General features: G+C 69.3%; 16 protein-coding genes. 6 read left to right on the forward strand and 10 right to left on the reverse strand.

Annotated features, from left to right (window positions below):
- Positions 1-15 precede the first annotated feature (15 nt).
- The gene (locus AB0N02_RS15540; RefSeq protein WP_363946252.1) at positions 16-900 is read right to left on the reverse strand and encodes an NAD(P)-binding domain-containing protein; all 885 of its coding nucleotides are present in this window, start codon (positions 898-900) and stop codon (positions 16-18) included.
- Positions 901-995: 95 nt separating this feature from the next.
- On the opposite strand from AB0N02_RS15540, the gene AB0N02_RS15545 reads away from it, so the two are divergent.
- Positions 996-1,406, forward strand: a complete 411-nt coding sequence (locus tag AB0N02_RS15545; protein WP_363946254.1) for a helix-turn-helix domain-containing protein — start codon at positions 996-998, stop codon at positions 1,404-1,406.
- Positions 1,403-1,921, forward strand: a complete 519-nt coding sequence (locus AB0N02_RS15550) for a GNAT family N-acetyltransferase (RefSeq protein ID WP_363946255.1) — start codon at positions 1,403-1,405, stop codon at positions 1,919-1,921. Before AB0N02_RS15545 ends, AB0N02_RS15550 begins: the two co-directional genes overlap by 4 nt.
- A 142-nt stretch (positions 1,922-2,063) precedes the next feature.
- Here AB0N02_RS15550 and AB0N02_RS15555 read toward each other — a convergent pair whose 3' ends face one another.
- Complete coding sequence (locus AB0N02_RS15555; protein WP_363946256.1) at positions 2,064-2,981, reverse strand: hypothetical protein; 918 nt, start codon at positions 2,979-2,981, stop codon at positions 2,064-2,066.
- A 203-nt stretch (positions 2,982-3,184) separates the two neighbouring features.
- On the opposite strand from AB0N02_RS15555, the gene AB0N02_RS15560 reads away from it, so the two are divergent.
- The 4 genes from AB0N02_RS15560 (at position 3,185) to AB0N02_RS15575 (ending at position 6,192) form a co-directional block, all read left to right on the forward strand.
- Positions 3,185-3,997: an aminoglycoside 3'-phosphotransferase gene (locus tag AB0N02_RS15560; RefSeq protein ID WP_363946258.1), complete on the forward strand. Its 813-nt coding sequence runs from the start codon at positions 3,185-3,187 to the stop codon at positions 3,995-3,997.
- 111 nt (positions 3,998-4,108) lie between these two features.
- On the forward strand, positions 4,109-4,255 hold the full coding sequence (locus tag AB0N02_RS15565) for a hypothetical protein (RefSeq protein WP_363946260.1): 147 nt from the start codon (positions 4,109-4,111) through the stop codon (positions 4,253-4,255).
- A 231-nt stretch (positions 4,256-4,486) separates the two neighbouring features.
- A complete protein-coding gene (locus AB0N02_RS15570) occupies positions 4,487-5,287 on the forward strand; it encodes an alpha/beta hydrolase (RefSeq protein WP_363946262.1) in 801 nt (266 codons plus the stop codon).
- A 134-nt stretch (positions 5,288-5,421) separates the two neighbouring features.
- Positions 5,422-6,192, forward strand: coding sequence for a PP2C family protein-serine/threonine phosphatase (locus tag AB0N02_RS15575; RefSeq protein ID WP_363946264.1), 771 nt, complete (start codon positions 5,422-5,424; stop codon positions 6,190-6,192).
- Here the strand turns inward: AB0N02_RS15575 and AB0N02_RS15580 are convergent.
- The 8 genes from AB0N02_RS15580 to AB0N02_RS15615 all read right to left on the reverse strand — a co-directional run bounded on the left by AB0N02_RS15580 (position 6,139) and on the right by AB0N02_RS15615 (position 13,922).
- Complete coding sequence (locus AB0N02_RS15580; RefSeq protein ID WP_363946266.1) at positions 6,139-7,197, reverse strand: AI-2E family transporter; 1,059 nt, start codon at positions 7,195-7,197, stop codon at positions 6,139-6,141. The genes AB0N02_RS15575 and AB0N02_RS15580 overlap by 54 nt on opposite strands.
- 4 nt (positions 7,198-7,201) lie before the next feature.
- Positions 7,202-7,624 (reverse strand): hypothetical protein, encoded by a 423-nt coding sequence (locus AB0N02_RS15585; RefSeq protein WP_363946268.1) that lies wholly within the window; start codon positions 7,622-7,624, stop codon positions 7,202-7,204.
- 14 nt (positions 7,625-7,638) lie between these two features.
- Positions 7,639-8,214: a DUF308 domain-containing protein gene (locus AB0N02_RS15590; RefSeq protein ID WP_363946270.1), complete on the reverse strand. Its 576-nt coding sequence runs from the start codon at positions 8,212-8,214 to the stop codon at positions 7,639-7,641.
- 91 nt (positions 8,215-8,305) lie between these two features.
- Positions 8,306-9,550: an ROK family protein gene (locus tag AB0N02_RS15595; protein WP_363946272.1), complete on the reverse strand. Its 1,245-nt coding sequence runs from the start codon at positions 9,548-9,550 to the stop codon at positions 8,306-8,308.
- 15 nt (positions 9,551-9,565) lie between these two features.
- Complete coding sequence (locus tag AB0N02_RS15600) at positions 9,566-11,011, reverse strand: cellulase family glycosylhydrolase (RefSeq protein WP_363946273.1); 1,446 nt, start codon at positions 11,009-11,011, stop codon at positions 9,566-9,568.
- Positions 11,012-11,024: 13 nt separating this feature from the next.
- Positions 11,025-11,849, reverse strand: coding sequence for a carbohydrate ABC transporter permease (locus tag AB0N02_RS15605; protein ID WP_363946275.1), 825 nt, complete (start codon positions 11,847-11,849; stop codon positions 11,025-11,027).
- The gene (locus AB0N02_RS15610) at positions 11,836-12,714 is read right to left on the reverse strand and encodes a sugar ABC transporter permease (protein ID WP_363946276.1); all 879 of its coding nucleotides are present in this window, start codon (positions 12,712-12,714) and stop codon (positions 11,836-11,838) included. The genes AB0N02_RS15605 and AB0N02_RS15610 overlap by 14 nt, the downstream gene beginning before the upstream one ends.
- Before the next feature lie 5 nt (positions 12,715-12,719).
- The gene (locus AB0N02_RS15615) at positions 12,720-13,922 is read right to left on the reverse strand and encodes an extracellular solute-binding protein (RefSeq protein WP_363946278.1); all 1,203 of its coding nucleotides are present in this window, start codon (positions 13,920-13,922) and stop codon (positions 12,720-12,722) included.
- Position 13,923 lies beyond the last annotated feature (1 nt).

Genomic DNA, 13,923 nt, shown 5'->3' on the forward strand with positions numbered 1-13,923 from the left:
GTGACGGGCCCGCCCTCAGCGGAGGAGCAGGTCGACCACACCCGCGGTGCCCTCGGCACCGTACCCCTCGGCCAGGCGGCGCTCCATCAGAGCCGTGAACGGGGTCAGCAGCTCGGTGCTGACCCCCTGTGCCTCAGCCGTCTCCAGCAGCGTCGCGTTGCCCCTGACCATCATGGCGAGGTTGGAGGTCACGCCCCGGGTGTAGTCGCCGTCCTCCAACTGGTCGGCGACGCGATGGGCGTACGGCGCCATGGCGGTGAGAAAGTCGGCGAGCAGGGGGGCGAACTCCTTCGGCGAGGCGTCCTTCTCCCCGCGGAGCAGCGCGAACGCGTGCGCGACCCCCGCGAACATCCCGGTCATCGCGCTCAGCAGCGCCACGTCGTACAGGGCGGCGAAGCCGGGATCCTCCCCGAGGTACACGGTGCCCGCCGGTACGGCCAGCGTGCCCCGGCAGGCGTCGAACAGGGAACGCGATCCGCTGTAGAGGACGTAGCCGCCGGAGCCCGGAACGCCGATCGCCGCCGGGATCGCCATGATCCCGCCGTCCAGGAAACGGGCGCCGCGCCCCTCTGCCCATCCGGCACGGGCACGGGCCTGGGCCGGGGTCCTGGTGGTGAGGTCGACCAGGTCCTTGCCCGTCAGGTCCGCCTCGGCCAGGACCTCCTCGGCCGAGGCGTCGTCGAGCAGGCAGACCACCACGAGATCGCTCGCGGCCACCGCCTCCGCGACGGTCACGGCGACGGTCGCCCCCTCGGCGGCGAGCGGTACGGCCCGGTCCGGGGTGCGGTTCCACACGGTCAGCCGATGCCCGGCGGCGAGCCAGGCGCGGGCGAGCGCGGTACCCATGGCGCCGAGGCCGAGAAGGGTGAGCCGGGACTTGTCGAATGTGTTGTCGGTCATGCCGACCAGGCTTGTGGCGGGCCCTGAAACGATCAAGTACGCACTTCGAAGTGGGTGGTTACCCTGGAGTGAGCGAGCAGGCGGGAGGGTCGGACATGGCGACCGCGCGGAGGCCGGGGGCGTACGTCTGCGGGATCGACGCGGCGATGGACGTGATCGGCGGGAAGTGGAAGGTGCTGATCCTCTGGGCGCTCAACGAGCGCGCGTGCCGCTTCGGCGAGCTGCGCAGGCTGCTGCCCGGGGTGACCGAGAAGGTGCTCGCCTCCCACCTGCGGGAGCTGGAGGCGGACGGCATCGTGCACCGCGAGGCGTACGACGAGGTGCCGCCCCGTGTCGAATACTCCCTGACCCCGCTCGGCGTCTCCCTCAACGAGGCACTGAGACCGTTGGGCGCGTGGGGACGCGAGAACATCCTCAGCGGCGTGGAGGAGACCCGTCCCGTCCAGCGCGGAGTACGTGACCAGTCGTCTCAGCAGGAACTCCGCTCCGGTAGCGTGCCCGGATGACCGGGAACTTCACCGTTTTCCCGGCTTCTCCGGACGACGGAGACGCGGTGGGCGAGATCCACTCGGAGTCGTGGAGGGCCACCTACCACGGTTTCTTCTCCCCGGAGTTCGCCGCCGAGGCGATCAGGCAGCGGCGCCACAAGTGGCACGGCGTGCTCGCCGAACTCGCCGAGAGCGGGAACACGGTCATGCTGGGCGCGATGGACGGGCGCCCGCTGGCCTTCTCCTACTTCGGCCCCTCGGCGACCCGGCCGGGGTCGGCGGAGATCTTCGGCTTCTACGGCCACCCGGACGGCTGGGGAAGCGGCGTCGCGAGCGTCCTGATGACCGCCTCCGTCGAAAGGATCCGCGAGGACGGCTTCGGGCACGTCCATCTGTGGACGCTCCGCGACACACCCCAGTCCCGCCGCTTCTACACCAAGAGCGGCTTCACGGAGTCAGACGTGGTCCGCGACCACGACTACGGCGACGGCACCCCGATCGCACAGGTCGAGTACGAGCTCTTCCTTCCCTGACCTCGAGGGACCACCGGCGACCTCGAGGGACCACGGACGGCCGATCACCCCCCCGCCGAACGGCCGGACGACCGGTTGCGGCACGTACCGAGGCTTTTCGTCCTGAGGGGCAGCCCATGCCGGTCAGGTCCTTCGAAGGCCGCTACCTGGTCCCGTCGATGTCGAAGGCGACGTCGGCGAGATGGACCGTCCGTACCTCCGGGTCGTCGAGGAGCTTGCGCAGGTCGGCGAGTTTCCATCGGTCGACGACGAGCCCGTGCACGACGCCCTCCTCGGCCGTCCCGGCGAGCCACCTGTAGTCCAGTTCGAACGCGCTGAGGTCGTCCCCCTCGTCAAGCAGCCCGACCCACCTGCGGAACTCCTTCAGTGCCGCCTCGGGCTCGGTCTCGCACTGATAGGTGAAATCCTCCCAAGGGCCCTCTTCGGTCATGTCGCGGTTCCAGACGACCGCGTTCACCGGGGGATCGTCGCTGGAGTCGTCGTAGTGGGGCGCCGGGGAGTAGATGTAGGAGACGTCCGCTCCTCCGCAGAGTTTGTTCCTCCGGTTGAAGGCGACGAGTCGCTCGGCGGTCATCGCCTGCGTGAACTCCACGACCGCGACGGCGTCGAGCGTCTGCGGGAGCCCGTCGAGGGTCTTCCGGGCCTTCTCCGTCAGTTCCTCGTTGACTCCGGGGCCCGTCTCCAGGGAGTCGATCGCGTCGCTCAGGCCGCCGACCGGCCCGCCGAGGGAGGGGGCCTGGACGGTGCCGAACAGGTTCTCCGTGATTTCGTACCCCGTCGAGTCCGCGTCACCGGCCCGGCGTGGCTCCCCCAACAGCACGTAGGTCGTCTCCAGCAGTTCCCCGACATGGCCGTAGCCGTACGGCAGGCGCTTGTCCGGGTTCGCGACGCGGGCGGCCGTGCCGTACACCCGGGCCATCCGCTCGTCGTCGGAGTCGATGAATATCCACAGGACCCGGTCGACCGCGCTGAAGGCCAGGAACAGTGCCGCGGTGACGACCAGGACCTTGAGAAGGGACCTGCCCACGTAGGACCAGTCGGGCTCCCTCACGTTCAACACCGGCGCTCCTGCGACCTAGATCAAATCGGGTATGGCGTACCATAGCCGCTCGGAACAGGCGCGGACTGGCGAATCAAACTGTGCTGGGAGAACGAGGACGGCGAGGCCGATCCCGTCAGCGGGTCCTGAACGCCTTCCTGGCGGGATGATCCGCTCGAAACCCGTTTGTCGCCGTCCCCCTTCCCCTGAAAGAGTCGTGCCTCATGAGCCACCCCGTCATCTCCGAGATCCCGACCGGCCCCGTGACCGTCCCCGGCGCCGTCGCGGCACTCGCCGGCGACGACACCGTCACCCCGGTGTGGCGCAACGAGCTCGGCGGCCTGACGTTCCGTCTTGAGGACGGGCGCGGCGGCGTCAGATACGCCAAGTGGGTCGCCGCGGGCACCCCGGAGATCGACCTTCCCGGCGAGGCGGAGCGCCTGGCCTGGGCACGGCGATGGGTGGACGTCCCGCGGGTCATCGAGCACGGCACGGACGCCGACGGCGCGTGGCTGGTCACGGCGGCGCTCCCCGGTCTGTCCGCGGTGGACTCCCGGTGGCTCACCGACCCGGCGACCGCGGCGGCCGCGATCGGCCGGGGACTGCGTCTGTTCCACGACGCCCTGCCCGTGGAACAGTGCCCGTTCGAGTGGAGCGTCACGCGTCGGCTCGCCCGCGCCGACGAGCGCATCGCCGACGGCGAGGGACCGGCCGACTGGTTCCCCGAGCACCGCCACCTCGACCTCGCCGAGGCCCGGGCGCGCATCGGCGAGCCGCCCGCGATCGACCGCCTGGTCGTCTGTCACGGGGACGTGTGCGTCCCCAACACCCTGCTGCACGACGACGGCACGTTCGCCGCGCACGTCGACCTCGGTTCGCTCGGGGTGGCCGACCGATGGGCCGACCTCGCGGTCGCGGCCTGGAGCACGGAGTGGAACTACGGCCCGGGATACGACGGCATCGTGTACGACGCGTACGGGATCACCCCGGACCCGGAACGCATCGCCTACTACCGCCTGCTCTGGGACATGGCCTGAGACTTCCATCATGAGCCGCGAGTCGCGGATCGCAGAATCAGGAGCGCGACGATCGACCAGGCCACGCACGAGGGGCCCGGCGGCGGCTCCTGCGGGTCATGGATCTGGGCGGTGCTCCCTCACGACTCCGAGCGCGGCGGTTACCTCGAACAGTTGGAACAGCGCCACGGTCTGCAGCGCAGCCTGCGGGACCTCGACCCGTCGGCCCGCCCGCTCACCTTCCACCCCGGAACCGTGAGGGGCACTGCTGTGGGGTGAGTCCCGCGGCGAGAGCTACTTCCGGGACAGGTCCAGCTCTGCCCGGCCCCGGCCCGGGTCGTACTGAGGATCGATTCGGAACCCGGTCTCCACCTTCCGCTGACTTTGACCAGCGCGGCCGTCAGGGCTCACACCGGAGCAGAAAAGCGATTCGCCGAAGCAGTCATCTGACGGATTCACCGGCGCACGCGCTGCCCGATTCTTGACATGTGATCAGGAAAGGAGGCCGAGGTGAATTCATCTATTTCCATCCCCGTCGTTTTCATTCATGGGCTCTGGACGCACGAGGGCGGCTGGGAAAAGTGGATGGAATTGTTCAACGCCCACGGATATCAGGCCTTGGCGCCCGGCAGGCCCGGGGACAGGCGTGGCATCACGGAGATCACCCGCCACGTGGCCGGCATCATCCGTGTCCTGCCTGGCCCGCCCATCGTGATCGGTCACTGTCTCGGCGGTCTGGTGGCGCAGAAGCTGCTCGGTCTGGGCCTGGCCAGGGGCGGGGTGGCGATCGCTCCCCCGCAGTTCCGCGGGATCAGGTTGCCTTCGCCCACCCAGATCAGGACCGTCTGGCCCCTGCTGGACGAGGACACCGACACCATCGGCTTCACGCGTGAGCAGTTCCATGAGCGGTTCGCCAACGGCCTGTCGCGGGAGGAGTCCGACGACCTGTACGGCTGGTATCACATCCGCTGGGACACCCAGCCGGTGCTGGAGATCGCCGGGGCCAATATGTCCCGCCGCTCGCCCGCGGCCGTCGACACCCGCGGCAAACGCGGGCCCCTGCTCCTGATCGCGGGCAAGGAGGACAGAATAGTTCCTCCGTCCCTGGTCAAGGCCGCCTACGGACGTTACAGGGACACCCGGTCGATCACGGAGTACCAGGCGTTCGAGGGGCGCGGGCACTCGCTGTGCGTCGACCACGGATGGGCCGACGTGGCCGAGGCCGCGTTGAGCTTCCTCGACCGGCAGGGGCTGGCGGCCATGCCCGGGGCCCGTTCCTCAGGCAGACCCGAGACCGCCAGTGGCTTTTGACACCGGGGGTGGCGGAGCCCGTGCCGGGCACCGTCGTGGATCAGGCCGTCCGGGTGAGGAGGCGCCCTGGTTCAGGGGCCGCGCCGCAGGGATCCGGCGCGGCCCCCTTCTCTTAGACGAAACAGGGATGATCGATGAAGATTCTGGATTTGCTCGAACGGGAACGGGACCGGCGGATGGCCGCTGAGCGCGAACAGCGCAGGCTGCGGGGTCTCAACGCGATCCTGAAGGGGATGCTCAGGCCGCCGTCGCTCGTCCCCGTCGGCTGCGCGCAGGTCGCGGCGTTCCATCAGACCGCCTCGGCCGACCAGTTGGGCGGTGACTTCTACGACGTGTTCCCGCTCGGCTGCGACCGCTGGGCGCTGTTCATCGGCGACGTGTGCGGCAAGGGCGCCGAGGCGGCGGCACTGACCCTGCTCTGCCGTCACACGCTGCGCCTGGCCGCCGCCTGCGGCAACGGCCCCGTCGACGTGCTCAGCCTGCTCAACGCGGTGCTCCTGCAGGAGCCGCGTGACGGCACCCGCATGTGCACGGCCCTGTACGGGGTCATGACAGCAGAAGAGGACGGCGTACGGCTGACGCTCGCCGTCGCCGGACACCCGCCACCCCTGCTGATCCACCCCAGCGGCCGGGTGGAGGAGCTCCGCCTCGACGCGGGGCTCATGCTGGGCGTGGACGCCGCGCCCGGGCTGACGGCCGCCACGATCCGGCTCGATCCCGGGCAGACCCTGCTCGCCTACACCGACGGGCTGACGGATGAGGTGATCGAGGAGCTGACCGAGGGGGTGATCGAGCGGCTGTGCCGTACCGGGGAAGTCCACGCGCAGGCGGTCGTCGACGCCGTTCGCGGGCTAACGCCCGGGCCCCTCGCCGACGACTGCGCGCTCCTGGCTGTCACGGCCTGACGTCACGACCTCCCTGAGCGCGGCGGCGATCGGGATCGACATGAGCACGCCGACCAGGCCGAGCAGGCTGCCGCCGATCAGTGTGGCCAGCAGCACGGACACGGCCGGCATCTGCACCGAGCCGCGCATGACGCGCGGCCCGATGAGGTAGTTCTCGATCTGCTGATAGGTCACGAAGTACGCCACGAGCAGGATGGTGTCAGGCCACAGCGAGGTGGTCGCCAGTGCGGCGACGATGCAGACGACCGCCCCCAGCGTGGCACCGATCATCGGGATGAGGTCGGCCAGGGCGACGAACACGGCCAGCGGGAACGCGAACGGCACGTGCAGCAGCATCATCGCGACAAAGGCGCAGACCCCGGTGATCAGCGAGATCACCAGGTTGCCCATGGTGTACGAACCGGCCTTGTCGGCGACCACGGCCAGCACGTGGTCGGCGCGGTCGCGATGGCGCTCCGGCAGCAGGCCGACGGCGAGGCCGCGGATGCCGGGCAGGTCGGCCATGAAGTAGACGGTCAGCACGGCGACCAGCCCAACGTTCGAGATCGTGTCCACCACGCTGAGCCCGGCCTCTAGGGCGTTGGGCCCGAACTGGGAGCCGAGCGCGGCCAACCCCTGGTCGAGCCGGCTCCACAGCCCGTTCAGCGCGGTGAGGGCCGGAACCTCGGTCCGCAGGCGTGCCAGGTAGCGGGGGAAGTCGGAGACGAGGGCGGCCGCCTCGCTCACCAGCGGGGGCAGGAACACTCCCAGGAAGAGGAGCAGGCCGATGAGCGCGGCGGCGAAGATGACGGCGACGGCCCGGCCGCGCCGCCAGCCGTGAGCGACCATCCAGCGGACGGGCGGATCCAGGCTGACGGCCAGGAACAGCCCGACGAACGCCTCGAGCAGCACGATCCGCACGGTGTAGACGACGATCCCCGCGAGCACCACCAGAGCGAGGCCCGAGCCGCCCGCGACGGCCCAGCCGAACACGGTCAGCCGGGACGGCCGGGTGTCATCGGACATCGGATCAGCCGGTCGTCTCGTCCGCCTCGGCCCTGGCCAGGACGGCCTCCAGGGTGGCGTACTCGGCCTCTTCGATGGCTGACAGGGCGAAGTCGATGGCGACGCCGGCGTACCACTCGGCGTCGGCGGCCCTGTCCTCGGCCATCGACCGGTCCCAGGCCGCCCGCTGCTCCTGGATCTTGTTCTTGACGGCGGTGACGTGCTGCTGCCACTTGGCCTGTGCCTCGTCCCAGGTGGACTTGGCGCCGGCCCTGACCCGGGCTCCGTCGTCCTTCAGCTTCTGTGCGCCCTCGGCGGCCTTGTCCTTGGCCTGTTCCACCGCGGCGGACAGCTTCTTCCGGTCCTCGGCCAGCGCGGACTGCACGTTCTGCTGTGCCGCCGTGGCCTTCTCTGCGACCTCGGGGAATCGATCGGAAACGCTGGACATCGGGCTGGTCCTTTCTACGACGGATTCGTGTGGGGGATGGTGCCGGGGTGCACGACCTTCTCCGCGCTCTGTCCCGCGCGGCGGGCCATGACGCCCATGGCGATCGCGGAGATTCCGAACGCGACGCTGAACAGGCCGAACAGCAGGGCGAGCGTGACGGCTCCGATGTCGGGCCGTATTGCGAGCACCACGCCGAACGCGATGGAGACCAGGCCACCGATCGCCCACATGGCGCGCTCTCCCGCGCCCTCGCCACGTCCGAAGGCCAGGGTCACCTCCGCGACGCCGGTGACGAAGGCCCACGCCGCGACCAGGATGGTGAGGCTCAGCGCCGTGATGCCCGGCCACAGCAGCGCGGCGATGCCTGCGGCGATCGACAGCAGGGCCAGCAGGACGAAGCCGATCACCGGGCCGGCGCGGTCGCTGTTGAACGCGCGGGAGAAATCAATCACCGCGGCCACGAAGGCGTAGGCGGCGAAAAGAAAGACGAATGCTCCCACGGTGACCTGGGGCCAGGCCACCGACACCATCCCGATGATTATCGCGAGGATTCCTCGCCATATCAGGGAGCTGGATGCCGTTTTCAGCATGGCGACTTCTTTCTGTCGGGGTCTGCCTGCTGAATTGATTATTCGACCGCCGGCATCCGGCGCCTTGCGTCAAATGACTGCGTGAGTCCCCCTATCCCGGCGACCTCTCCGACATGAGGTCGGCGGCGATGAGCGCCTCGAGGGGGAGCAGGGCGGAGCCGGTGGCCACGGCGGCGCCGCCGAACTTGGCCACGTGCAACGTGAACTGCCCGGCCGGCCGGGACAGAGAGTGCCGCTTGATCGCGGCGGTGATGCGGTCGCTGAGCGACTCCATCAGCGGCAGCCCCACCCAGCCGCCGATGATGATCCGTTCCGGCCCCGTCAGGTTGACCAGCCCGCCGAGCGCGGCGCCCAGGCAGTCGACAACGTCGTCGAGGGTCGCGGCCGCCACCTGGTCGCCCGCGTGCGCGTCGGCGATCAGCTTGCGGACGGCCGGCAAGCCGCTGCCTTCGAAGACGCCTCCGGCCTGCTTCCAGGTCTCGAGGATCGCGTCGGAGCCGATGTAGGCCTCCACGCAGCCCCGGTTGCCGCACCGGCACGGCCGCCCGCCCCGTTCGATCACCGTGTGCCCCCACTCCCCCGCGCTGGAGTGGGAGCCGTGGGCCAGTTGCCCGCCCGAGACGATGCCGAGCCCGACGCCGCGGCTGAGCAGGGCGACCACGGCGTGGTTCGCGCCGCGGGCGTTGCCGAACCACAGCTCCGCCCTGGTCTGCATCTTCGCGCCGTTCTCGGCGAACACCGGGATGCCGCCGACGTCGCACAGGTCCGAGACGGGCACGGGTGGCCAGCCGTTGCTCTGGGCGTAGAGGATCTGGCGTCCTTCCACGTCGGTCTCGACCACTCCTGGCAGGCCGAGGCCGACGCCGAGGAGGGTGGGCCACCGCTCGGTGTTCCTGTCGCGCAGCGCCACCAGGGCCTCGTGGATGTCGGCACCGATGCGCCCGGGATCCTCGGCCTCGTCGCCGCCGCGGTCCTCCCTGTCGATCCGGTTCATCGCCAGGTCGAACATCTCGACGGCGACGCCGCGCTCGCCGATGTCGGCGCCGATCGTGATCGCGCTCTCCGCGCGCGGCCCGATCAGCGTGATGGGCCGCCCGCCGTGCGAGGACACCGATCCGCGTTCCTCGACCAGGCCGACGTTGATCAGGTCGGTGACCAGGTTGGCGGCCGAGGCCGTGGACAGGCCGCTCTCCTTGGCGATGGCGCCCCGGGTGGTCTCCCCCGCGAGGATCACGTGCTTGAGGACCAGTGCCCGGTTCCGCTGCCGCAATGTGGTGACCGTGGACACCTCGGGAAGGGTCAGCACGGGCCGACCACCGCCGGCTTCGACACTCATGGTTCCTCGATCGTATCAATCCGTGGCGGTCAGGTTCAGCGCGCGCAGCCGTGTCGTCCTGGTCGCGCGTACGACCAGGCAGCCCTCCCGCCAGAGGATGTCGAACGCCTCGGGGTCGTCGGCCTCGACCTCCCAGCCGTCAGGGCGGCGCTCGAGGGCGAAGTGCAGTTCCTCTCCCGCGCGCACGGTCATCGGGATCGCCTCGGCCTCCGTGTACGGCTGGCCCGCGTAGTGCCGCCAGACCTTATCACCGTCAACATCACCGTCAACCCCGGCGAACCGGTCGCGGAAGGCCGGGGACTCGTCGATGAACCCCCAGCTGGGGATGCGCAGCGGGGGACGTCCGAACGCGGCGTTGACGATCTCGGGGCGCTCCCGGCAGGCGGGCGGTTCCACGGCGGCCAGGAAGTCCTGCAGGATGGCCCAGGCCCGGTCGGGATCGACCCGCGCGCGGGGGTCGGAGATCAGCCCCCAGCCGTCGGGAACGTCGATGGAGACGGGCGAGGTGCGGGTGTCGAGCTTCTTCCACGGCCACAGGTTCCAGCCGATCTCGTACTGTTCGTACAGCCGGTGCATGGTGTAGATCCACTCCGGGGTGTTCTCCCCGCCCTCCCCCATGTAGATGGGCAGCCCGAGCCGGTCTCGCGCGTCGAGGTACTCCTGGATGCTGGAACGGACGGGCGGGCACCAGTAGCGGTGGAACTGCAGCGCGGAGTTGGGATCGATGACATCGGTGAAGATGGACCAGTTCGTAGCCCAGTGCGAGCCCTCGTAGACGATCAGGTGGTCCGGGTCGATCTCGCGGATCGCCGCGGTCAGGTCGTGGTAGAGGGCGAGCAGTTCGCGGGGGTAGATGTGCTGCCACTGGTTGGGCAGGGGCTCGTTGAGCAGGTCGTAGCCGAGGACGACGGTGTCGTGCCGGTAGCGGCGGGCGATCTCCCGCCACAGGTGGATCGTCAGCCGCCGGTAGCGCTCGTCCATGAACAGCTCGGGCTTGCCGTTCGGGGAGTCGTCGATGTTGGTGCCGGTCTGCCCGCCGGGGGCGCCGTGCAGGTCGAGCAGCACCCACAGCCGGTGGTCTCGGCACCAGCGCAGCAGATCGTCGATGTGGGCGAAACCGGACTCGTGGAAGGCTCCGTCGTCATCGACGAGGCCACGTGAGTTGAGTGGCAGCCTGACGTGGTCGAAGCCCATACGGGCGATGGCGGCCACGTCCTGCTCCGTCACGAACGCCGCGCGGAATCCGGCCCAGAAGTCGGCGGCCCGGCCGGGGCCGACAAGGGATTCCACGCGACGCTCGATCTGGCGAGGTGAGCTCATCTCGTCACCGAACTTCCACATGTAGCCCTCTGGCAGCAGCCAGTTGCCGAGACCGATGCCGCGCAGGAGCAGCGGGGCCCCCGACCCGTCGGTCAGCCGCGGGCCGTCGGCGCGGACGAAGCCGGTGAAACGATTGCTCATAGAGTTCTTTCCTCTACTTGAGTCCGGACAGGGTGAGTCCCCGGACGATGTGGCGTTGGAAGACGACGAAGACGATCAGGATGGGGATGACCATGAGGGTCGATCCGGCCATCTGGAGGGACGGGTTGGTGGCGATCTGGCGGTTGAGGAGCGACACCCCGACCGTGAGGGTGTAGAGCCGCTCGTCGTTGGCGATGACCAGCGGCCACAGGAAGCTGTTCCATGAGCCGATGAAGGTCAGCACGACCTGCACGGCCAGGACCGGCCGGGACAGCGGCAGGACGATCCACCAGAGAATGCGCGCCTCGCCCGCGCCGTCGATGCGGGCCGCCTCGATCATCTCGGTGGGGATGGTGGTCATGAACTGCCGGAACAGGAAGATGCCGAACCCGGACACCAGCGTGGGCAGCACGATGCCGATCAGGGTGTTGGTCAGCCCCATCCCGTTGAGGACGAGGTATCCCGGGATCATGGTGACCTGGGAGGGGATCATGATCGTGACCAGCACCAGGAAGAACATGAGGCGGCGGCCGCGGAAGCGGAACTTGGCGAAGCCGTACCCGGCCATGGCCATGAGGACCACTCCCGCCATGCTGATCAGCACGATCGCGACCGTGTTGACCAGGTAGCGGCCGAAGTCGAGCTCCGCGAACAGCTGCGCGAAGTACTCGGGCGTCGGCTGCCGCGGTAGGAGGCGCGGCGGGTAGGCGACCGATTCCGGGCGGGGCTTGACCGAGGCGAAGACCATCCAGAGGAAGGGAAATGCGGTCATCAGGGCCCCCAGACTCAGGACGGCCCCGATGACCGCGGTCAGGCCGCGGGACCTAACGCTCCGCATCGAGCCTCCGCGCGCGCACCTGCACGAGGGTGGTCCCGGCGATGACCAGGAAGAGCACCACTGTTCCCGCGCTGGCGTAGCCGAACTGGCCCGAGGAGAAGCCCTTCTGGTAGAGGAACAGGGAGACGCTGGTTGATTCGCCCAGTGGCCCGCCCTTGGTCAGCACGAAGGGCTCGTCGAAGAACTGCAGCCAGGCGATGACGGTGGTCACGGTGACGAAGAGGAGCGCGAACCGCAGCAGCGGGATGACGACGGATGTGATCTTGCGTAGCTCGGAGGCGCCGTCGAGGTCGGCGGCCTCCAGGTACTCCTTCGGGATGCCCTTCAGCGCGGCCAGGAAGATGACGATGTTCAGTCCGGTGCCACGCCAGACGGCCACCAGCGCCACGGAGAACTTCACCGCGACCGGGTCGCTGAGCCAGCGCACGGGCGGCAGCCCGGCCAGCGACAGCAGGTGGTTGAACAGGCCGAACTGCGTGTTGTAGAGGTAGCCCCACACCAGCGAGATCGCGACGATCGCGGTGACGGCGGGCACGAAGTAGAAGGCGCGAAGCGCCCGGAAGAAGCGGCTCTCGCTCCTGTTGAGCAGCAGGGCGCTCGCCAGCGAGACGACGACCACGGTCGGTACGCCGAGGATCGCGAAGATCGCGGTGTTACCCGCTGCCTGCCAGAAGCCGTGGTCGGCGAACAGCCTGGTGTAGTTGCCGGCGCCGGCGTACCCGATCCTGGACCAGTCAGCCAGGCCGCCGAGGTTCATGTCGGTGAAGCTGACCGGCAGGGCGACCGCGATCGGCAGGATGCCGAAGGCGAGCAGCAGGAGCATGGTCGGGGCGATGAAGGCGTAGGGAGCCAGTCGTGACGTCATGACGCTCAGCCGACGTGGGTGCCGTTGGTCCGCGCGTACAGGTCCCGCAGGGCCGTTTCGCGGTCGGCGCCGGTGAGGGCGATGGAGTTCAGGCAGTCCAGGAGGGCCTTCCCCGTCTCGCCGTCCCAGTTGGGCACACGCGGCAGGGGCTTGGCGTCGGTCAGTTGCCTGGCGTAGACCGCGACGAGCGGGTCGGCGTTGAGTGCCGGGTCGCGGAGTGCGGCCTTGGCGGTCGGGAGCTCGCCGTCGAGTTTGTACCAGGCGAGCTGGGTCTGCGGTGTGGATAAGAAGTCGAGTAATCGCAGTGCGGCTTCCTTGTTGCCGCTGCCGTTCCACACGCCGAGGTTCGATCCGGCCAGCAGTGAGGTGTGCGCCGTGGCACCGGGGATCATGGCGACCGACCACTTGCCCCTGAGCTGCGGCGCGGCGGAGGCGACCGCGGCGGCCAGGTACGGGCCGGAGGCCAGCATGGGCGCCGCGCCGGAGATGAAGCCCTGGATCTGGTCGAAGTCCGCGTCGGTGGGCACGCTCTTGTCCGTGTACAGGCCGGTGTAGGTGTCGACGGCCTTGCGGAACGCGGGGGTGTCGAAGGTGATCTCGCCGTTGGCGCCGACGACGGCGCCGCCCTGGGCCCAGGTCATGATGACGGGCAGGGCGCTATCCCACTGCGGGACGTAGTAGCCGTACTGGCCCTTGCCGCGACCTGCCAGGAGCTTGGCGTCGGCGCGGACCTCGTCCCAGGTCGCCGGCGGCTTGGTGATGCCCTTCTGGGCGAGGATGTCGCTCCGGTAGAACAGCACGCGGGTGTCACTGACCCACGGGACGCTCGTCGCGTTGCCGACGCCGTCGAGGAAGTTGGCCGCGGCGAGGCCCGGGTGGTCCTTCAGAGTCTGGTCGTCGAGCTTGGCCAGCGCGCCGGAGTCGGTGAAGGTACGCAGCTTCGACAGGCCGATCTGGATGACGTCGGGCCCCTTGCCGGAGGCGACGGCGGTGGTGAACTTCTGGTCGACGGCGTCCCACGGGATGGCGACGGCGTCGACCTCGATGCCGCTCCGGCCGGAGAACGGCTTGACGAGTTGCTGGAAATGGGCGGAGCTGTCCCCCATGATCCATACGGTCAGGCTCTTGGGGGTGGCCGGCGCCTGGCCGGAGCAGGCGGCGAGGGCGAGCAGGCTCGCGGCGGCGATCGTGGTACGGGGCTTTCTCATC

Source organism: Streptosporangium sp. NPDC051022 (assembly GCF_040683035.1).
In the GTDB taxonomy this organism is placed as follows: domain Bacteria; phylum Actinomycetota; class Actinomycetes; order Streptosporangiales; family Streptosporangiaceae; genus Streptosporangium.